This is a genomic window from Micromonospora sp. TSRI0369, assembly GCF_001905625.1.
GTDB classification, from domain to species: Bacteria; Actinomycetota; Actinomycetes; order Mycobacteriales; family Micromonosporaceae; genus Micromonospora; species Micromonospora echinospora_A.
The window spans coordinates 1-19,443 of the sequence record NZ_LIVU01000012.1 but is presented as its reverse complement, the minus strand read 5'-3'; the positions used below and the strand labels follow the sequence as shown (position 1 = coordinate 19,443).

The 19,443-nt window shown below is 71.7% G+C and carries 18 protein-coding genes and 1 pseudogene; 14 read left to right on the top strand and 5 right to left on the bottom strand.

Going from position 1 to position 19,443, the window contains the following annotated elements:
- Positions 1-615: a DUF6230 family protein gene (locus AMK25_RS27720; RefSeq protein WP_030500319.1), complete on the bottom strand. Its 615-nt coding sequence runs from the start codon at positions 613-615 to the stop codon at positions 1-3.
- Positions 616-800: 185 nt separating this feature from the next.
- Complete coding sequence (locus tag AMK25_RS27715; RefSeq protein ID WP_073831324.1) at positions 801-1,565, bottom strand: TetR/AcrR family transcriptional regulator; 765 nt, start codon at positions 1,563-1,565, stop codon at positions 801-803.
- Positions 1,566-1,915: 350 nt separating this feature from the next.
- Between AMK25_RS27715 and AMK25_RS27710 the strand changes: the two genes are divergently transcribed.
- Positions 1,916-2,602, top strand: a complete 687-nt coding sequence (locus AMK25_RS27710) for a Tat pathway signal sequence domain protein (protein ID WP_073831323.1) — start codon at positions 1,916-1,918, stop codon at positions 2,600-2,602.
- Between the two features lie 56 nt (positions 2,603-2,658).
- Here the strand turns inward: AMK25_RS27710 and AMK25_RS27705 are convergent, their stop codons facing one another.
- Positions 2,659-3,621, bottom strand: a complete 963-nt coding sequence (locus AMK25_RS27705) for a hypothetical protein (protein ID WP_073831322.1) — start codon at positions 3,619-3,621, stop codon at positions 2,659-2,661.
- A 117-nt stretch (positions 3,622-3,738) separates the two neighbouring features.
- Here AMK25_RS27705 and AMK25_RS27700 point away from each other — a divergent pair, with 117 nt between their 5' ends.
- On the top strand, positions 3,739-5,034 hold the full coding sequence (locus AMK25_RS27700; protein WP_073831321.1) for an aspartate aminotransferase family protein: 1,296 nt from the start codon (positions 3,739-3,741) through the stop codon (positions 5,032-5,034).
- A gap of 3 nt (positions 5,035-5,037) precedes the next feature.
- Here AMK25_RS27700 and AMK25_RS27695 read toward each other — a convergent pair whose 3' ends face one another.
- Positions 5,038-6,420 (bottom strand): acyltransferase family protein, encoded by a 1,383-nt coding sequence (locus AMK25_RS27695; RefSeq protein WP_073831320.1) that lies wholly within the window; start codon positions 6,418-6,420, stop codon positions 5,038-5,040.
- A gap of 163 nt (positions 6,421-6,583) precedes the next feature.
- On the opposite strand from AMK25_RS27695, the gene ngcE (AMK25_RS27690) reads away from it, so the two are divergent.
- The 4 genes from ngcE (AMK25_RS27690) to AMK25_RS27675 all read left to right on the top strand — a co-directional run bounded on the left by ngcE (AMK25_RS27690) (position 6,584) and on the right by AMK25_RS27675 (position 10,404).
- A complete protein-coding gene (ngcE, locus tag AMK25_RS27690; RefSeq protein ID WP_073831319.1) occupies positions 6,584-7,999 on the top strand; it encodes an N-acetylglucosamine/diacetylchitobiose ABC transporter substrate-binding protein in 1,416 nt (471 codons plus the stop codon).
- On the top strand, positions 7,999-8,907 hold the full coding sequence (locus AMK25_RS27685) for a carbohydrate ABC transporter permease (protein ID WP_073831318.1): 909 nt from the start codon (positions 7,999-8,001) through the stop codon (positions 8,905-8,907). The genes ngcE (AMK25_RS27690) and AMK25_RS27685 overlap by 1 nt, the downstream gene beginning before the upstream one ends.
- Positions 8,904-9,809, top strand: a complete 906-nt coding sequence (locus AMK25_RS27680; RefSeq protein WP_073831317.1) for a carbohydrate ABC transporter permease — start codon at positions 8,904-8,906, stop codon at positions 9,807-9,809. The genes AMK25_RS27685 and AMK25_RS27680 overlap by 4 nt, the downstream gene beginning before the upstream one ends.
- 85 nt (positions 9,810-9,894) lie before the next feature.
- On the top strand, positions 9,895-10,404 hold the full coding sequence (locus AMK25_RS27675; protein WP_073831316.1) for a hypothetical protein: 510 nt from the start codon (positions 9,895-9,897) through the stop codon (positions 10,402-10,404).
- A 175-nt stretch (positions 10,405-10,579) separates the two neighbouring features.
- Here AMK25_RS27675 and AMK25_RS27670 read toward each other — a convergent pair whose 3' ends face one another.
- The gene (locus AMK25_RS27670; RefSeq protein WP_073831315.1) at positions 10,580-11,569 is read right to left on the bottom strand and encodes an N-acetylglucosamine kinase; all 990 of its coding nucleotides are present in this window, start codon (positions 11,567-11,569) and stop codon (positions 10,580-10,582) included.
- A gap of 157 nt (positions 11,570-11,726) precedes the next feature.
- Here AMK25_RS27670 and AMK25_RS27665 point away from each other — a divergent pair, with 157 nt between their 5' ends.
- From AMK25_RS27665 to AMK25_RS27630, 8 genes and pseudogenes are all read left to right on the top strand, one after another.
- Positions 11,727-12,674, top strand: coding sequence for a MurR/RpiR family transcriptional regulator (locus AMK25_RS27665; RefSeq protein WP_073831314.1), 948 nt, complete (start codon positions 11,727-11,729; stop codon positions 12,672-12,674).
- Complete coding sequence (locus tag AMK25_RS27660; protein ID WP_073831313.1) at positions 12,671-13,420, top strand: sugar isomerase domain-containing protein; 750 nt, start codon at positions 12,671-12,673, stop codon at positions 13,418-13,420. The genes AMK25_RS27665 and AMK25_RS27660 overlap by 4 nt, the downstream gene beginning before the upstream one ends.
- A gap of 24 nt (positions 13,421-13,444) precedes the next feature.
- Entirely contained in the window at positions 13,445-14,857 is a 1,413-nt protein-coding gene (gene ngcE, locus AMK25_RS27655; protein WP_073831312.1) for an N-acetylglucosamine/diacetylchitobiose ABC transporter substrate-binding protein, read from the top strand.
- 22 nt (positions 14,858-14,879) lie between these two features.
- A complete protein-coding gene (locus AMK25_RS27650) occupies positions 14,880-15,821 on the top strand; it encodes a carbohydrate ABC transporter permease (protein WP_073831311.1) in 942 nt (313 codons plus the stop codon).
- A 13-nt stretch (positions 15,822-15,834) separates the two neighbouring features.
- Entirely contained in the window at positions 15,835-16,785 is a 951-nt protein-coding gene (locus tag AMK25_RS27645) for a carbohydrate ABC transporter permease (RefSeq protein WP_073831310.1), read from the top strand.
- Between the two features lie 138 nt (positions 16,786-16,923).
- Entirely contained in the window at positions 16,924-18,591 is a 1,668-nt protein-coding gene (locus AMK25_RS27640; protein ID WP_241826526.1) for a bifunctional 3'-5' exonuclease/DNA polymerase, read from the top strand.
- A gap of 140 nt (positions 18,592-18,731) precedes the next feature.
- Entirely contained in the window at positions 18,732-19,325 is a 594-nt protein-coding gene (locus tag AMK25_RS27635) for a nucleotidyltransferase family protein (RefSeq protein ID WP_073831309.1), read from the top strand.
- A pseudogene (locus AMK25_RS27630) lies at positions 19,324-19,443 on the top strand (hypoxanthine phosphoribosyltransferase); the annotation flags it as partial. The gene AMK25_RS27635 and the pseudogene AMK25_RS27630, both read left to right, overlap by 2 nt.

Sequence of the window (19,443 nt, the reverse complement as noted above, 5' to 3'; positions counted from 1 at the left end):
TCAGCACCCGTCGGAGCTGAAGCCCATGCGCAGGTTGGGCAGCGTGAAGATCGCGGCGGTGGTGGCGTAGTTGTTCTGCCGCAGGTTGGTGATGGTCACCGTGTCGGCCTGCTGGGCGAACACGCCCGGGTTGCCCTTGACCCCGGGGACCTTGTCGACGGTGCTGGCGTCCTGCCCCACGTCGATGTTCTTGAAGGAGGCGTTGCCGGCGATCTCGTCGCCGTCGACCACGAGCGTGCGGGCGGTCACGGGCTTGCCGGAATTGCCGGCGGTGATCCGCAGGTTGGTCCCGCCCAGGTTGATGCTCTGGCAGAGATTAGTCAGTTCGGCCTTGTCGATGGCCGAGACGATCACGAGCACCTGCCCGCCGGTGTCGCCCTGGTTGGGGCTGTCCGGGATCATCTGGTCCAGCGTGGCGAACTGTTCGAACCCGGTCCCCTCCAGTTTGTCGGCGGTGACGGTGAACGGCATGCCCGAGATGGCGAACTGCGCGCCGAGGACACCCTGGGCGGTGAGCATCACCATGCCGGCCGCGCCGACCGTCACGGTGCCGAGCGTGACGGCGAACCGGCGCCAGCGTACGCCGCTTCTCGGTTGATCGATCTGCTCCGACATGCTGGCTCCCTTTCGAGATCAATTCATCCGCGACGATGTGAATTGGATTCGCAGGATGTCCGCGCCGGGTGGGCGCAGGCCGAAGTTACCGCTGAGTAAAGGGCCGGTCAACTGCCTGTAGCAGATCGTTGGGCGGCATTTGCCAAAAGCGGCCAAAGTGAAAAACCGCTGCGGTTTCTGATCGGTCAGGGGTGACCGGTCGGCGCGCACGGCGCCGTGGCGGCCGGTCCGTCGTCCGGCCGGGCGGCCCGGGTGGCGCGCCGGGCGCCCTCGGGGCCGAGAAACGGCGCGGTGGCCGCGTACGTGAGCACCGGCAGCAACAGCGGCAGCTCGTCGGCCCGCCCCTGCGCCACCCGTTCCCGGATGGTGGCGTAGATGCCGCCGACCACTGTGGACACCAACGCGTCGCGATCCACCTCGGCGCCCGCCGGCTCCGGGCCGGCATCGGCGAAGAACCGGCGGAAGCTGCGCAGCAGCGCGTCGCGTTCCCGGCGCGCGTCCGGCCCGGCCGCGTCCACCTCGACGAGTGCGATCCGGGCGAAGGCGGGCACGCTGGCCAGCACGTCGAGCAGCGTGCGCAGCGCCGCGCGGGCGGCGTCCGGCCAGGCCGGGCCGGCGTCGCGGTAGGCGTCCTCCATCAGGTGCGACACCACTGTGATGCCGTGCCGGTACGCGGCCAGGAAGGCGTCCTGCTTGCCGGTGAAAAGCGCGTAGAAGGCGGGCCGGGTGACGCCGGCCGCGTGGCAGATGTCGCTGACCCGGGCGTTGTCGTACCCCCGGGCGGCGACCTCGCGGACCAGCCCGTCGAAGAGTCGGTCGCGCTGGGTCGCCGCCACCTCCTCGGCCGGCACCCGGCGCGGGCCGCGCTTGATGGCGCGGTCCGGGTCGCGGCCGTGGCGGGCGCCCGGCAGGGGCACGGGCGCCGGTGGCGGCGGGCTCGGGACGGTCACCTGTCGACCTCTCTTGATGCGTTGACTTTACGACCCTCCGGGGTTTATAACTTTCGACACGCTCAGTTCACGCCCCGTCACCGCTGGTGATCTCTCCTCGTCGGTCACCCCGTACGTGTCGAAGGAGGGCCGGATGGCTGCCATTATCGCCGCGCGCACCCGTCCCCCCAAGGCCGGGAAGACCGAGGTGACGCGGCGTCGCCGCACTGCGCCACGCCGCCCGGCCCGCTGAGGCCGCAACGGCGCACCACCACCGTCGGCGGTCCGATCCCGACCGCCGCGCCCACCGGCTCCGTCCACTCCGGACGCCGCCGGCACCGTTTCCTGTCCCACCGCCGGAAGGAACAACCATGCCCAGGTACGGACGCATCGGCGCGGGCCTCGCCGCCCTGGCGCTGCTGACCGGTCTGGTCGGCGCCGCCCCCGCCACCGCCGCACCCACCACCTCGCTGGCCAGCGCCGTGCTGACCTACCCGACCGTCGCCGGCACCGCCGTGTCGGTGGGCGACGTCATCCAGGCCAGCCTGCGCAGCGGTACGAACGCCACGTTCTACTCCTCGACCAGCGGCACCACCGGTATCAAGTGCGCCGCGTCCAGCTTCAGCGCCAAGGTGCTGACCAACCCGACCGCTCCCGGCACCGCGACCGAGAGCCTGACCGCGCAGTCGTTCTCCAGCTGCACGACGAACGTCTTCGGCACCACCGGCGTGCAGAGCGTGACTGTCAACAACCTGCCCTACACCACCTCGGTGACCAGCGCCGGCGTCGTCAAGATCTCCGGGACGACGGCGGCGCCGATCCAGAGCACCGTCGTGCTCAACTCGCTGCTCGGAACGATCACCTGCGTCTACCGGACGAGCACGAACTCGCTCACCGGTGCGGCGTCCAACGGCACCAACTCGATCAGCTTCACCAACCAGCCGCTCACCAAGTTCTCCGGCCCGTCGCTCTGCTTCGGCACCGCGTACTTCACCGCGACGTACTCGCCGGTGAAGGACACCAGCAAGACCGGCAGCCCGGCGGTCTACGTCAACTGACACCCGCTCCCGGGCCGGTGCGCGGCGGTTCGCCGGGCGCCGGCCCGGACGTCGGTTCAGCCGGTCGTCAGCGTCGCGTGCAGCGCGCGCATCGACCGCAGCGCCGACCGGATCTCCTGCAGGTAGCGGCCCGGTGTCAGGGTCGGCTCCGGTACGTCGACCGCGGCGCGCGCGGCCGGGTCCACCCCGACCGTCTCGATGCCGCACCCGTACGGCACGGCGAGCGTCCGCAGCGCATCGCAGTGCTGGAACGGCACGTAGATCGGGGCGGTCACCATCAGCACGTCGTCGCCCGCGCGCAGCCGCACGTGCTCGGCCCAGAACCGCTGCGTGTCGGCGGTGTGCGCGCGACGGCGGTCCGGCTCGCTCGACGGCGCGGCGAGCACCCGTACCGGGGGCAGCCCGGCCGGCCGGTAGGTGCGCGAGGACCAGGCGCGGTGCGGATGACCCGCCGGCTCGCCGCGTTCGTCGTCCGGCGCGTCCACCCCGAACGCCAGCCGCACGCCGGCGTCGAGGACGTCGACCTCGGTGGCGCAGCCGGGCAGCCCGGCCGCGTCGAGCGTGCGGCACTCGGCCGGTGAGAGCGGCCGGAAACTGCCCAGCACGGCCACCTCGCCGGTCACCCCGGCCGCCGTCCGGGCCAGCATCGCCGCGTACGCGGTGCGCCGCAGGCAGGCGTGCGCCAACCCGCCGAGCACCAGCAGGTGCGCGTACCCGGATCGGGCCGGCGCGACGGCACGGACCAGGCCGAGCGTGGCGGCCGCGCGCAGCACCAGCCCGGCGGTGGCCGGGTCGAACGCCGGCTCCCGGGCGTCCGGGCGTTCCCGTCCCTGCCGGAAGTCCCAGCGGCGGGCGGAGAACGCGTCCAGGCCGGCCAGCACCGCCGCCAGGTCGCCGTCGGGCCAGTCACCGCCGAAGTGCGCCACCAGATCCCGCACCGGCGTGGACTCCACCCAGGACCGGATCCCGGCCAGGAGGTGCGCCCGCGTCGTCCCCGCCACGCCGCCCGGCAACGTCACCTGATCCGTCCGCACCCGGCGGATGCTACCGCCGGGCCTCCCGGCACGGTGCCGGTTGTCCCGGCCCCGGTCGTGGTGGGAACGTGCGGGGATCCACCTCCGCTGAAGGGTGCGCCGATGACCTCCGACGACCTGCTGGCCCGGCACCGGGCAGTGCTCCCGTCCTGGATGCCGCTCTACTACGCCGAACCGCTGGAACTGGTGGCCGGCTCCGGCCGCCGCGTCACCGACGCGGCCGGCCGGACCTACCTGGACTTCTTCGGCGGGGTGCTGACCACGATGGTCGGTCACGACATCCCGGAGATCCGGGAGGCGGTCGAGCGGCAACTGCGTACCGGCCTCGTGCACACCTCCACGCTCTACCTGATCCGCCAGCAGGTCGAGCTGGCCGAGAAGATCGCCCGGCTCTCCGGCATCCCGGACGCCCGCGTCTTCTTCACCAACTCCGGCACCGAGGCGAACGAGGCCGCGCTGCTGGTCGCCACGAACCACCGGCGCTCGCACCAGATCCTCGCGGTGCGCAACAGCTACCACGGCCGGTCGTACGCGACGATGGGCGTCACCGGCAATCGTGGCTGGTCGGCCAGCGCGCTGAACCCGTTGCAGGTGGCCTGGCTGCACTCCGGCGAGCGGCTGCGCGGGCTGCTGGCCCGGCTGGATGCCGCCGACCGGGTCGACGCGGCGGTCGAGGACCTGCGCGAGGTGCTCGCCACCCAGACCGCCGGCGACGTGGCCTGCCTGATCGCCGAGCCGGTCCAGGGCGTCGGCGGCTTCGTGCACGGCCCGGACGGCCTCTTCGCCGCCTGGAAGAAGGTGCTCGACGAGCACGGCATCCTGCTGATCAGCGACGAGGTGCAGACCGGGTGGGGTCGCACCGGCGAGCACTTCTGGGGCTACCAGGCGCACGGCGTGACGCCGGACCTGCTCACCTTCGCCAAGGGCATCGGCAACGGCTTCGCGCTGGCCGGGGTGGTCGGCCGGGCCGAGGTGCTGGAGTCGGTGCCGGCGATCAGCTTCTCCACGTTCGGCGGCAACCCGGTCTCCACAGCCGCCGGCAACGCGGTGCTCGACTACCTGCTCGACCACGACCTCCAGGCCAACGCCGCCCGGGTCGGCGCGATCCTCGGCGACGGCCTGCGCGCTGCGACCGCCGGGCTGGGCCAGGTCGCCGAGGTGCGCGGCAAGGGCCTGATGCTCGCCGTCGAGTTCGTCCACCCGGGAACCGTCGAGCCGGACGCGGCGCTGACCACCCGCGTCTTCGAGGCGTGCCGGGCCGGCGGCCTCCTGGTGGGCAAGGGCGGCCTGTACGGCAATGTGATCCGGATGGGCCCGCCGCTGACGCTCACCGAGGACGAGGCCCGCGAGGGTCTGGCGATCCTGGTCGAGGCCGTTCACAGCGCGATCGGCGGGTGAACGTCAGTCCGGCCGGTCCTCCCGCCCGGCCCTGAGCAGCCGCAGCAGACCCGCCCCGGCCAGGTACGCCACCAGCGCCGGGGCGGGCAGGCCCAGCGGCTCCGGCGCCGTCTTGGGCGCGAGGCTGTTCAGCAGCAGGCCGACCAGCACGCCCGCGTACCCGGCGAGGGCCAGCCCGGCGCGCAGCCGCCGCCTCCCGACGCCGGCCGGGCCGGTCGCGGCCGGGCGGCGGGTCCGGGCCTCGACCGGGCCGAAGACGGCGACCAGCACGGCCAGCACCGCGGCCAGCGCGAGCAGCCACGGTACGCGCCACGCCCACCAGGCCGCCGAGCCGACCGGGGGAGTGGGCAGCACGCCGAGCGCGTCCAGCAGGCCGACCAGCAGCACCGCGGCGGTCAGGTGCCAGAGGAACAGGGTGAGCACCACCGCGTTGACCGCGAGCACCGCCTGCCACGGGCCGGACCGGCGCAGCCAGCGCCCGGCCGGGCGCCGCAGCAGCAGGATCAGGCCGAGCTGGGCGGCGGCAGCGGCCATCAGCGCCAGGCTCGGCGGCGCCGCGTTGTCCAGCCGCTCGCCGGGGACGTGCAGCATCGCCACCGGGTACGGCCCGGCCGTCGTGAGCAGCACCAGCGCGACCAGCCCACCGCCGAGCAGGAGCGCGCCCGCCCGGCGGGACAGCGGCAGGCCGCGGCGGAACAGGCCACGCGGCCCGGCGTGTTCGGCGCGGGTGTCCGGCCGGGCGGCGTCGTACCAGGCGAAACCGAGCTGGTGCACGGCCAGCCAGCCCAGCAGGTAGTTGCCGTCGGCGAGCACGGCCGGGCCGAGGAGCCGGCCGAGGTCGCCGAGCGCGACCAGCACCACGAGCACCACCGGCACGGCGAGCCCGAACCGGCGGTGCAGCGCGTACATCGGCGGGGTCAGCGCGACCACCGCGACGTAGGCGACCAGGAACCACAGCGGGATGGTGGCGAACCAGACCACGGCGCGCACCTGCGTCGCGTCGGCGCCGCGCAACGTGGCGATCCCCGCGCCGGCGGCCAGGACCAGCAGCAGCACGGTGGTCGGCCGGACCAGCCGGGCGCTGCGGTCGACCAGCCAGCCCGTCGCCGAGCCGCCCCGGCGGCGGCGTGAGGTGAGCGAGGCGGCGTTCGCGTAGCCGCCGACCAGGAAGAACACCGGCATCACCTGGGCCACCCAGGTCAGCGGCCAGGCCCAGCGCAGGTCGGCCAGCGCGGAGTGACCGGCGGGGCGGCCGTCGTCGTACCCGATCGCTGTCACGCCCCAGTGGCCGAGCACGACCATGGCGATGGCCACCGCCCGGAGCAGGTCGATGTAGCGCTCCCGCCCCGGCGGCGTGCGTTGCGCGAGCTGCCGCAGGCGGCGCATGAGGTCAGGCTAGGCCAGCGCCCTGCGACCGGTACGGATAACGGATCGGTCGAGGGGTCTTGTGGTCCCCGTCGCACTGTCGTAGAAATTCTTCAGTGGAAATGCCTTCCGTGAAGACAAGCAACGGTTTGCTCACCAGGCGTACCCGAACCGAGGAGATGCGATGAACAGGCGTGAGATCCTTCGGCGCAGCGCCGCCGCCGGCCTGCTGGCCACCCCCGCTGCCGGCCTGCTCGCCGGCTGCGCCACCTCCGGTGGTGACGACGAGGGCGACGGCGGCGCGTACAAGGGCACGAAGAGCGAGCAGAACCCGCTCGGCGTGGCCGAGGACGCCCCGCTGGAGGTGGTGATCTTCAACGGCGGCTTCGGCGAGGACTACGCCAAGGCCCACGAGGCCATGTACAAGGAGCGGTACCCGAAGGCGGAGATCAAGCACTCGGCCACCGCGGAGATCAGCAAGACGCTCCAGCCCCGCTTCGTCGACGGCAGCCCGCCCGACGTGGTGAACAACTCCGGCGCCGGCCAGATCGACTTCAACGGCCTGGTCTCGCAGAACGCCATCGCCGACCTGGGCGAGCTGCTCGCCGCCCCCAGCCTCGACACGCCCGGCAAGACGGTCAAGGACACGCTGCTGCCCGGCACCGTCGAGGTCGGCTCCTACGACGACCGGTTCCTGGTGCTGAACTACACCTACACGGTGTACGGCATCTGGCACTCCACGAAGCTCTTCGCCGACCGTGGCTGGGAGGACGCCAAGACCTGGGACGACCACATCGCGCTCTGCCGCCGGATCAAGGCCGCCGGCGTCGCCCCCTGGACGTACGCCGGTGTGCACCCCCGCTACATGAGCTGGCCGCTGATCTCCACCGCGATCAAGTTCGGCGGCCCGTCGGTCGCGCTGGCCATCGACAACCTGGAGCCCGGCGCCTGGAAGTCGGACGCGATGAAGACCGCCGCCGACGCCTGGCACCAGATCGTCAAGGACAAGTTCATCCTCGCCGGTTCGCCGGGCCTGGACCACAAGCAGTCGCAGACCGCCTGGTGCCGGGGCAAGGCTGCGTTCATCTCCTGCGGCTCCTGGCTGGAGAGCGAGCAGAAGGACGTCACCCCGTCCGGCTTCAACATGACAGTCGCGCCCACGCCGAGCCTCGGCAGCGGCGACAAGCTGCCGTACGAGGCGATCCGGGGCACCGCGGGCGAACCGTTCATGGTGCCGGCGAAGGCGCGCAACGTCGCCGGTGGCCTGGAGTACTTCCGGACCATGCTGTCCCGCAAGGGCGCGCAGGACTTCACCAGGAAGGTCGCCAGCCTGCCCGTGGTCGCCGGCGCCACCGAGGGCATCGACCTGCCGCACGGGCTCGGCACCGTGGTCAAGGCGCTCGACGCGTCCGGGTCCAACGGCTTCAACTGGGTCTACAACAACTACTACCGCAAGCTGGAGCGCAACCTGGTCGACGCGGCCTGCGGCGAGTTCTTCAGCGGCCGGATCGGCCCGGCCGAGTTCCTCGACCAGTGCCAGAAGGGCGCCGACTCGATCGCGCAGGACAGCTCGGTCAAGAAGTACAAGCGGTCCGCGTGATGCGACAGGGTCGCCTCCCCCTGATCCTCACGTTCCTGCTGCCCCCGCTGGCGTTGTACGGCATCTTCGTGCTCTCGCCGTACCTCCAGGCGTTTCAGATCTCCACCACCGACTGGATGGGCTACTCCGCACAGGCCGACCCGGTCGGGATGGCGAACTTCCGCACGCTGCTAGACGACGGGTACGTCTGGAACGCGTTGAAGAACAACGCGATCCTGCTCGCCGTGGTGCCGGTGGTGACCATCGCGCTGGGACTGTTCTTCGCCAGCATGCTCACAATGGGCGGGCGCAAGGGCCGGGCCGGGGTGACCGGGGTGCGGGGCACCTCGGTCTACCGGCTCGTCTACTTCTTCCCGCAGGTGCTCTCGGTGGTGATCATCGCGCTGCTCTGGAAGGAGATCTACAGTCCGACGAGTGGCCTGCTCAACGGCGCCCTGCGCGCCGTCGGGCTGGCCACCCCGGCCTGGCTCGGCGACCCGCGCTTCGCGTTCTGGTGCGTGCTGGCGGTGATGGTGTGGAGCAACGTCGGCTTCTACGTGGTGCTCTTCGGCGCCGCCATGCAGGCCATCCCGCGCGACATCTACGAGGCGGTGCTGCTCGACGGCGCGTCCCGCACCACGATGCTGCGGAAGATCACCATCCCGCTGCTGTGGGACACCATCCAGGTCGCGTGGATCTACCTGGCCATCGCGGCGCTCGACGGCTTCATCCTGGTCCAGCTCATGACCAACGGCGGGCCGAACTTCTCCTCCGACGTGATCGGACTGCGGATGTACGACACGTCGTTCGGCAGCGAGAACAAGTTCGGGTACGCCTCGGCGATCGGCGTGGCGATGTTCTTCCTGACCCTCTCGGTGGCGGTGCTGGCGCTGCGCACCGCCCGGCGTGATCGGATCGAGTACTCGTGACCACCGTGGACACCGGCGCCCCGGCCGCCGAGGCGACCCGCGCGGCCACCCCGGCCGACCGTCCGCCCCGGCGTGAGCTGGGCGTGGCGAACGTCTTCTCGCACGGCTTCCTCATGCTCTGGGCGGCCATGACGGTGCTGCCGCTGGCCTGGATGGTGCTCAGCTCGCTGAAGAGCAACGGCGAGATCATCGCCGAGCCGTGGGGGCTGCCCGAGGCGCTGCGCTTCGACAACTGGGCGCGGGCCTGGAGCACCGCGCACATCGGCCGGTTCTTCTTCAACAGCCTGGTGGTGGTGTCCGGCTCGCTGAGCCTGACCATGCTGCTCGGCGCCACCGCCGCGTACGTCTTCGCGCGCTACGAGTTCCGGGGCCGGCAGGTGGTCTACTACCTGTTCGTCGGCGGCATGATGTTCCCGGTGTTCCTGGCCCTGGTGCCACTGTTCTTCGTGGTCCGCAGCGTCGGCCTGCTCGGCACCTGGCCAGGTCTGATCCTGGTCTACACCGCGTACTCGCTGCCGTTCACGGTGTTCTTCCTGACCGCGTTCTTCCGGACGCTGCCGACGTCGGTGGCGGAGGCCGCGATGATCGACGGGTGCGGGCACTTCCGGCTCTTCTTCCGGGTGATGCTGCCGATGGCGAGACCGGGACTGATCAGTGTCGGGATCTTCAACTTCCTGAGCCACTGGAACCAGTTCCTGCTGCCCCAGGTGCTGATCCCGGGCGACGGGCAGGACCGGATGCTCGCCCAGGGCCTGAGTTCGCTGGCGGTCAGCCAGGGCTACGCCGGTGACTACGCCCAGTTGTTCGCCGGCCTGACCATCGCGGTGCTGCCGGTCCTCGTGGTGTACGTGGCGTTCCAGCGCCAGGTCCAGTCCGGACTGACCGCCGGGCAGCTCAAGTGAGGTCGTTGCCACAGGCAACGGGGCAGTGGGGAAGATCGAAGTGACCTAGGGTGAGCCGGCACGCTCATCTATCGACAGGAACCTCATGTTCTTCCTCATCTACACGCTGTTGCTGTTGCTCGGCGGCATCGCGATGATCGCGGTAGGCATAGCCGTCAAGGAGCAGGGCAAGGGCTCCCGGATCCTCAACGTGGTCATCGGCCTGGCCTTCTTCGGGTACGGCTTCTACCTGCTTTTCCTCTTCGACGGTGACAGCTACCGGATCTTCTTCTACGTCTTCGTCCTGCCGATCCTGCTGATCGTGCGTGCGGTGAAGGCGCGCAAGGAGGCACGCGAGCAGGCGGGCGCGCAGCAGTTCGCGGGCGGCCAGCCGTTCCCGGTAGCGGGCGCGCCGCAGTACCCGGGCGGGCAGCAGCAGCCGGGCATGTATCCGGGGGCGGGGCACGGTCAGTCCGGCCAGGCGTTCCCGCCCGCCCAGGGTCAGCCCGCCCCGGGTCAGCCCGCCCCGTACGGCGCCGCGCCGCAGGGTCATCCGGGTCAGCCCGCCCCGCAGGGCTGGCATCCGAATCAGCCGAACTCGCAAGACCGATACTGATCAGCCGGAGTGCCCGGCCCGCGCCGAGAACCGCCGGAAGCGGCGACTGGAACGCCATGGGTGCCAAACCGGCGTTATGACACCCATGGCGTTCCACCCCACGGCCGAGCGCCGCAGCGCAGCGGGGCGGGGCGGCCAGCGCGGCGGGGCGGGCCGGGCAGCGGGGTGGGGCGGGTCAGGTGGGTGGGGGCACGAGGCGGGCGTGCAGCGCGGCCGCGTCGGTCACCTCGGGCAGGTCCCGGGCGGCGAGCCAGGCCGCGGCGGCGGCCCCGTCGCCGGCACCGAGAAGCGGCGCGTCCGGCCACCGGCCGGCCAGTTCCGCGCGTACCGCGCCGGCCAGCGGGGTGTCGCCGGTGAGCAGGCCGCCGCCGAGCACCACCGGATCGGTCGCGCCGGGCGGCCGGATCCGGGACACGCTCTCCGCCAGCGCCGCGGCGGCCTTGGCGATCAGCGCGACCGCCGTCGGCTCCCCGTCGCGGGCCGACGACACCACGAGCGGCGCGAGCCGGGCCAGCTCCACAGGGGGCCGGCGGGTCACCGCCTGCACCACGGCGTCGACCGTCGCGCGCGGGCGGTCGTCCACTTCGGTCGCGCCGGTCAGTTCCGTGAGCACCCGTCGGCCCAGGTCACCGGGTGCTTCCGCGCGGTCCAGATCGGCCAGCAGCCGCCGGACCGCCTCGCGGCCGAGCCAGAAACCCGAGCCGGCGTCGCCGAGCAGCCAGCCGTGGCCGTCGGCGGTGCGGTCCAGCCGCAGGTCGCGTACCTGGGCGGCGATCGCGCCGGTGCCGGCGATGAGCACCGTGCCGTCCGGGGCGGCGGTGCCGGAGGCGTAGGCGACCAGGGCGTCGCCGTGCACCGCGTACGGGCAGCGCAGTCCCGCCTCGGCCCAGGCCCTGTCGAACGCGTCGCGGCCGTTCGGGTCGGCCAGGAGGCGGCCGGCTCCGGCGAGGCCGATGACGCCGGCGCGTACCCGGATCGGGTCGATGTCGGCGAGCGCCGCGCGCAGGGCGGCGAGCAGCTCGGCGGCGGCCCGCTCGGCGCCGTGACTGGTCGGGTTGCCGCCACCGGCCCGGCCGGCGCCCAGGCGGGCGCCGTCGAGGCTGAGCGCTGCCGCGCGGGTGGACGTACCCCCGACGTCGAGGCCGACCACGACGGTGTCCGACATGGTCCTCATGCTGGTCGGCCGCGTCGCCGGACGCAAGATCGCGGCCGTGCGCCAGGTAACAGTTTGAAAACTTCGCCCACAGTCTTGACACGGAGGGGCCTTCAGTAAGAACTTTTACCACTAACAGTTAACACTCTTTTCCGAAAGGCGCCCGCCGATGGCCGAGCACGAGGTGGAGACTTCCGCGGCGACCGCGGTGGTCGATGCCGTTCCGGCCGACCGGCTGGGCGCCGACGGGGTGCTGGCCCGGGTCCGGGCCGGCGCGGGGGAGCTGACCGGCGCGTTGCGCCGGGTCGCCGAACACGTGCTCAGCGACCCGGAGGCGGCGGCCCGGGCCACCATCGTCGAGCTGGCCGAGCGCAGCGGCACGTCACCGGCGACCATCACCCGGTTCTGCCGGGCGATGGGCTTCGAGGGGTACGCGGACCTGCGCCTCGGCATCGCCGCCGAGACCGGGCGGGCCCGCTCCGCCGGCTGGACCGTCGACATCGGACGCGAGATCCAGCCCGGCGACCCGCTGTCCCGGGTGCTCGACCAGATCATGGCCGCCGACACGCGGGCCATGCACGACACCGCCGCGCTGCTCGACCTGGCCGAGGTGGAACGGGCCGCGGTCGCCATCGCCGGGGCCAGCCGGGTGAACATCTTCGGCGCCAGCGGCAGCGCGCTCGTCGGCGAGGAGATGCAGTTCAGCCTGCACCGCATCGGGGTGGCGGCGTGGGCCTGGAGCGACGTGCACGAAGGGCTGGCCAGCGCCGCGCTGCTGGGCGCCGGGGACGTCGCGCTCGGCATCTCGCACACCGGGCAGACCCGGGAGACGATCGAGCTGCTCGCCGAGGCCGGCAGCCGCGGCGCCACCACAGTCGCGCTCACCGGCTTCCCCCGCTCGCCGCTCGCCGAGCTGGCCGACATCGTGCTGGTCACCGCCAGTCAGGCGACCACATTCCGGCCCGACGCGCTCTCCGCCCGGCATCCCCAACTCGTCGTGCTCGACCTGCTCTACATCGCGGTGGCGCAGCGTACCCACGACCGCGCCCACGCGGCCTTCCGGCGTACCGCCCAGGCCGTCGACGGGCACAAGGCCGCGAAGGGGTCCCTCTCATGATCAGTGCCCAGCGGTACGCCGACGCGGTCCGCCCGGTGCTCGACCGGCTGGTCGACACCCAGGCGGTAGCGGTGGACCGGGCAGCCGACCTGATCGCCTCCGGCCTGCGCGCCGGTGGCGTCCTCCAGGCGTTCGGCGCCGGTCACTCCGAGGCGTTCGCCGCCGAACTGGTCGCCCGGGCCGGCGGCCTGGTCCCCGCCAACCGGCTCTCCCTGCACGACCTCGTGCTGCACGGCGACGCGCCCCGCGATGTGCTCGCCGACCCGAAACTGGAACGCGACCCGGCCGTGGCGCACCAGCTCTACGCGCTGGCGGCGCCGCAGCCGCAGGACGTGTTCGTGGTCGCCTCGCAGTCCGGCATCAACGGCTCGGTGGTCGAGCTGGCGACGCTCGTCAAGCGCGGCGGCCATCAGCTGATCGCTGTCACCTCGGTCGAGCACACCGCGCGGGTCGCTCCTCGGCACCCGTCCGGGCACCGGCTCGCCGACCTCGCCGACGTCGTGCTGGACAACGGCGCGCCGTACGGCGACGCACTGCTGCCGCTCGAGGGCGGCGGCGCGGTCTGTGCGGTCTCCTCGGTCACCGCGGCGCTGCTGGCGCAGCTGCTGACCGCCGAGGTCGTACGACGGTTCCACCAGGCCGGAGAGGTACCCCCTGTCTACCTCTCCGCCAACGTCCCCGGTGGGGACGAGCACAACCTCGCCCTCGAGTCGCGGTACGCCGGGCGCCTCCGGCGGACCGCCTGACCCGACACCACAAGGAGAGACAAGATGTCGGTTACTCCCGAGAAGTTCGGCGACGTCAGCCGTCGGACGCTGCTGCGGCGTGCCGCCGCGGCCGGTCTGCTGGCCGTACCGGCGGCGGGTCTGCTGAGCGCCTGCGCCGGCAGCGAGCCGAGCAAGTCCGACGGCGGCGGCGCGGCCAAGAGCAAGGACAACCCGTTCGGCGTCAAGGACGGCAGCGCGGTCAAGGTGGTGGTCTTCAACGGCGGGCTGGGCGACCAGTGGGCCAAGGAAGACAAGGTCATCTTCAACGCCAAGCACGCGAACGTTACGGTCAACATGTCTTCGACCCAGAAGATCAAGACCGAAGAGCAGCCCAAGATGGCGACGCAGCCGAGCGACCTGGTGATGAACTCGGGCGCCGACATGATGGACCGCAGCACGCTCATCAACGAGGGCGCGATCGAGCCGCTGGACGACCTGCTCACCGCGCCGGCCTGGGACAGCGAGGGGACCGTGGCCGACAGCCTGCTGCCGGGCACCGTCGCCGACGGTACGCAGAACGGCAAGTTCTACGTGGTCAACGTGGCGTACACGGTCTGGGGCAACTGGTACAACGCCGCCCTGTTCTCCAAGGAGGGCTGGACGGCGCCGACCACCTGGGACGAGTTCTTCGCGCTCGCGCCGAAGATCAAGGCCAAGGGCATGGCGCCGTACGTGCACGACGCGGTGCACGGCTACTACCCGCGCTGGGCGCTGTTCGCCAGCATCTGGAAGGCGGTCGGCAAGCAGGCCGTCGTCGACATCGACAACCTGAAGGACGGCGCCTGGAAGGCCGACGGCATCGTCGCGGCGCTGGAGCCGTGGGAGAAGCTGGTCAAGGACAAGCTGCTGCTGCCGGGCAAGCTCGACCACACCCAGTCGCAGCAGGCGTTCCTGGACGGCAAGGCGGCCTTCATCCAGGTCGGCACCTGGCTGAAGAACGAGATGGCCGCGACCATCCCGCCGGGCTTCGAGATGACCATCTCCGACTACTGGAGCAAGAGCGGGGACAAGGCCGCCAAGGACGTCTTCGCCTCCTCCGGTGAGGGCTTCGTGGTGCCGAGCAAGGCGCCGAACAAGGAGGCCGCGAAGGAGTTCCTGCGGGCCATCCTGTCCAAGGCCGGCTCGGCGAAGTTCGCCGAGCTGACCAAGTCGCTGGCCTCCACCAAGGGCTCCGGCGACAACGTCCAGGACACCGCGCTGGCCTCGGCGAACTCGCTGATGAAGAACGGCAGCTCCGACCTGATCTCGGTCAAGTTCCCGGACTTCTACGCCGACCTGGACAAGGAGAGCCAGAACCTCTCCGAGGAGCTGATGGCCGGCCGGCTCACCGCGCAGCAGTTCGTCGACAAGATGCAGGCGGCCGCCGACAAGGTCGCCAAGGACTCGTCGGTCAAGAAGCAGACCCGCACCGCCTGATCACCGCGAGGAAGTGAGTCCAATGCGGCACGGAGTCGCGCGTTTCGTCACGGGTTTCCTGGCCCTGCCCGTCGCGCTGTACCTGTTCTACGTGGTGTGGCCGTTCGCCCAGGCGGCGGGGTACTCGCTGACCGACTGGGGTGGGTACTCGGATTCCCAGCGCTTCGTCGGGCTGGACAACTACGTCCGGCTGATCTCCGACGAGCTGATCCGGAAGGCGTTCTGGCACAACGTCTTCTTCCTGGTCACCGTGCCGCTGTTCACGATCGCGCTGGCCCTGTTCCTCGCGTTCCTGCTCAACGTGGGCGGACGCGAGGACAGGGCCGGCATCCGCGGGGTGTTCGGCTCCGGGATCTACAAGGTCATCTTCTTCTTCCCGCAGGTGCTGTCGCTGGTGGTCATCGCCGTCATGTGGCAGCAGATCTACCGCACCGACGGGCAGGGCCTGATCAACGGCCTGCTCATCAAGATCGGGCTGGTCGACGCGGACAACCCGATCGCCTTCACCGCCGACCCGGAGCCGTTCCTCGGCGTGCCGGCGGTGCTCTGGTGGCTGCTGTTCATCGCGGTGTGGAGCGGCGCCGGCTTCTACATGGTGCTGTTCTCCGCCGCGATGCAGTCGATCCCGAAGGACATCTACGAGGCCGCCATCCTCGACGGCGCGGGCCGGTTCCACACGTTCTTCCGGGTGACGCTGCCGCTGCTGCGGGACAGCATCTCGGTCGCCTGGGTGTATCTGGGCTTCATCGCGCTGGACATGTACGCGCTGGTCTTCGTCATGACGCCGAGCCAGGGCGGGCCGAACCACGCCAGCGAGATCTTCGCCTCGGTGATCCAGTTCAACGCGTTCCAGAAGGGCCAGTTCGGTTACGCCTGCGCGATCGCCGTCGCGCTGGCCATCTTCACCATCCTGCTGGCCGCGCTCCAGCTGAGGATCACCCGCCGTGAGCGGATCGAGTACTGAGGAGGTCTGGACGATGAGCACTGTGACCCACACCTCCGGTCCGGCCCGGTCCGACACGGCGCCGCCGGACCGGCCGCCGGTGGACCGGCGGGACGTCGGCAACGGCTTCGGCGGCCGGATCTTCAACGGCTTCTCGCACCTGTTCCTCGCGGTCTGGGCGATCATGGTGGTCTACCCGCTGCTGTGGGTGGTGATGTCGGCGCTCAAGACCGACTCCGAGGTGATCCGCGAACCGCTGTCGCTGATCCCCGACTCGCTGCAGTGGGACAACTTCGCCCGCGCCTGGACCGCCGGGATCGACAGCTTCTTCCTCAACACGCTGCTCGTGCTCGTGTTCAGCGTGACGTTGACGATGCTGCTCGGCTCGATGGCCGCGTACGCGCTGGCGCGGTACGAGTTCCGCGGCAACCGGCTGATCTACTGGATGTTCCTGTCCGGGCTGACGCTGCCGATCTACCTGGCCGCGGTGCCGCTGTTCAAGGGCGTCTACAACACCGGGGTGAGCCTTCCGCTGCTCGGCCCGAACAAGCACCTCATGCTGATCCTGGTCTACGTGGCCTGGTCGCTGTCGTTCACGATCTTCTTCATGCACTCGTTCTTCCGGACGCTGCCCGACTCGATCGCCGAGGCGGCACAGGTCGACGGGGCCTCGCACACCCGTACGTTCTTCAGCGTGATGCTGCCGATGGCCAAGCCGGGCCTGATCAGCATCGGCATCTTCAACGTGCTCGGCCAGTGGAACCAGTGGTACCTGCCGACGCTGCTCATGCAGTCGGTCTCCGGCGAGCCGAAGAACCAGGTGATCGCCCAGGGGCTGATCGAGTTGTCGGTGAACCAGGGGTACAAGTCCGACTGGTCCGGTCTGTTTGCCGGTGTCACCATGGCGATGCTGCCGGTGCTGATCGTGTACATCGTCTTCCAGCGCCAGGTGCAGTCCGGCCTCACCGCCGGCGTAGGTAAGTAACCCCCCGGATGTAAGGAAGGGCCCCTTGTTAACGCGCAGCGTTAACAAGGGGCCCTTCCTCTACCGCAGGCGTTAAGAGGGGGCCCTTCCTTACACGCGGAGCGTGTCAGGGGGAGGGGGCAGAATGCGTCCGTGCTGATGGCGGTGGTGGCGGACGAGCGGGGCGGCGGCGTGCTGCAACCGCTGCACGCCGACGGCACCCCGTCCGGCCCGGCCGAGGAGGTGGCCGACCTGGCCGCCGCCGTCGCCGCCAGGGAGGCCGCCGGGCACCCCCGCTGGCTCTGGGCCGCCTGGGCGGGCGTCTACCCGGCGCTGCTGCGCGCCGGGGTCCGGCTCGACCGCTGCCACGACGTCGAGCTGACCGAGGCCCTGCTGCTCGGGCACGCGGGCCGCTGGGGCGAGCCCCGAGCGCTGCCCGCCGCCTGGGCCCGGCTGACCGGCGCGCCGGTCCCGCCGGATCCGGCCCCCCGCCCGCCCGAGCCGCCGGGCCACGCCCAGGCCGCGCTCTTCGAGCCGCCGTCGGGCCCGCCCGGTCCGGGCATCACGGCGTTGACCCGGGTGTACGCCGACCAGCTCGCCCGGATCGCCGCGACCACCCACCCCGGCCGGTTCCGGCTGCTGGTGGCCGCCGAGTCGGCGGGCGCGCTGGTGGCCGCCGAGATGGGCGCGGCCGGTCTGCCCTGGCGCGCCGACGTGCACGACGCGATCCTCGCCGACCTGCTCGGTGAGGCGTCGCCAGTAGGCGGGCCGCCGCGCCGGCTGGCCGAGTTGCAGGCGCGGATCGCTGACGCGTTCGGCGTACGCCAGGTGCACGCCGACTCGCCGGCGGAGCTGTTGCGGGCGTTCGCCCGGGCGGGCGTGGAGCTGCCGAACACGCGGGCGTGGGTGCTGCGCGGGGTGGAGCATCCGGCGGCGGCGCTGGTCCTGGAGTACAAGGAGCTGTACCGGATCTGGACGGCGCACGGCTGGGCCTGGCGTGACGCCTGGGTCTCCGGCGGCCGGTTCCACCCGGAGTACGTGCCGGGCGGTGTGGTCTCCGGCCGGTGGGCGACCCGGGGCGGCGGGGCGTTGCAGATTCCGAAGGTGATCCGGCAGGCGGTGGTGGCGGACCCGGGCTGGACGTTCGTGGTTGCCGACGCGGGCCAGCTCGAACCGCGCGTGCTGGCGGCGGTCTCGGGTGACGAGCGGCTCGCCGCGGCGGGCGGGGCCGGTGACCTGTACGCCGCGCTGGCCCGGGACGCGTTCGCCGGTGACCGGGCGAAGGCCAAGGTGGCCCTGCTCGGGGCGATGTACGGGCAGACCGGCGGGGCGGCGGTGCCGGCCCTGGCGGTGTTGCGGAAGAACTATCCGACCGCGTTCGGCTACGTCGAGGCGGCGGCGCGTACCGGTGAGGCGGGCGGGCTGGTCCGGTCCTGGCTGGGCCGCACCTGCCCGCCGGGGTCGGCGGGGTTCGCCGACGGGGAGGAGGCGCTGGCCGACGGCGAGGCCGACCCGCACAGCCCGTCGGCCCGGGCGGCGCGCTCACGCGGGCGCTTCACCCGCAACTTCGTCATCCAGGCCACCGCCGCCGAGTGGGCTTCCACGCTGCTGGCCACGCTCCGCACCGAGTTGGCCGGCGCGGAGGCGGAGCTGGTGTTCTTCCAGCACGACGAGGTGGTGGTGCACTGTCCGGCCGGGCGGGCGGCGGCGGTCGCCGAGGCGGTCACCGCGGCCGGCGCGCGGGCCACCCGGCTGCTGTTCGGCGACACTCCGGTCCGGTTCCCGCTCGACCTGTCCACTGTCGACTGCTACGCAGACGCGGCATAGTCACGCAAATTTCCGTTTTGCCCCGCTACCCGCCCCCGGTCGTGCTCGTTGGGCCCGGTGTGCGTACGACGGGACGGACCGGGCGGCTGTGCCCGGTCCGTCCCCTGATCGAGGGGGCACCGCTGAACCGGATCGCTGCAATGATCATCGCCGCCGGTGGCGGCCGCCGCATCGGCGGACCCGAAGCGCTGCTGCACCAGGGAGAGAAGCCACTGGTCAGCCAGATGATCGACACGATGGCCGAGGCAGGCTGCGCGCAGGTCGTGGTCGTCCTGGGCGCGGCGGCCGAGCAGGTGCGGCAGACCACCGACCTGACCGGCGCCACGGTCGTGGTCAACCGCGCGTGGGGCACCGGCGTCGGCTCCTCGATCCGGGCCGGGCTCGCCGCGCTCACCGACGACGACATCGAGGCCGTCGTCGTGGTCCCGGTGGACATGCCCGGGCTCACCGCGACGGCGGTCCGCCGCGTGACTGCCCTGCCGTACCCGGACGTGCTGGTCTGCGCCACCTACGACGGGTTGCGCGGCTACCCGATGCTGTTCGGCCGCCGGCACTGGTCCGGCATCGCCACGCTCGCCAGCGCAGACGTCGGGGCCCGGCCGTACCTGCTGGCGCACAAGGACCAGATCGTCGACATCGCCTGCGACGCGGTGGCCGACGGCAGCCGGATCGACAGCCCGGAGCTGATGGCGCTCTACGGCCTGTCCATCCCCGAGCAGCGCGTCGGCGCCTGAGACCGCGGAGCTGGCCAAGCAGGTCTCGGCGGACTACGCGCACGTCGAGGACGGCCTCCTGCTCGTCTGTGTACTGAAGGGCGCGGTCATGGTCATGGCCGACTTCGCCCGCGCGCTG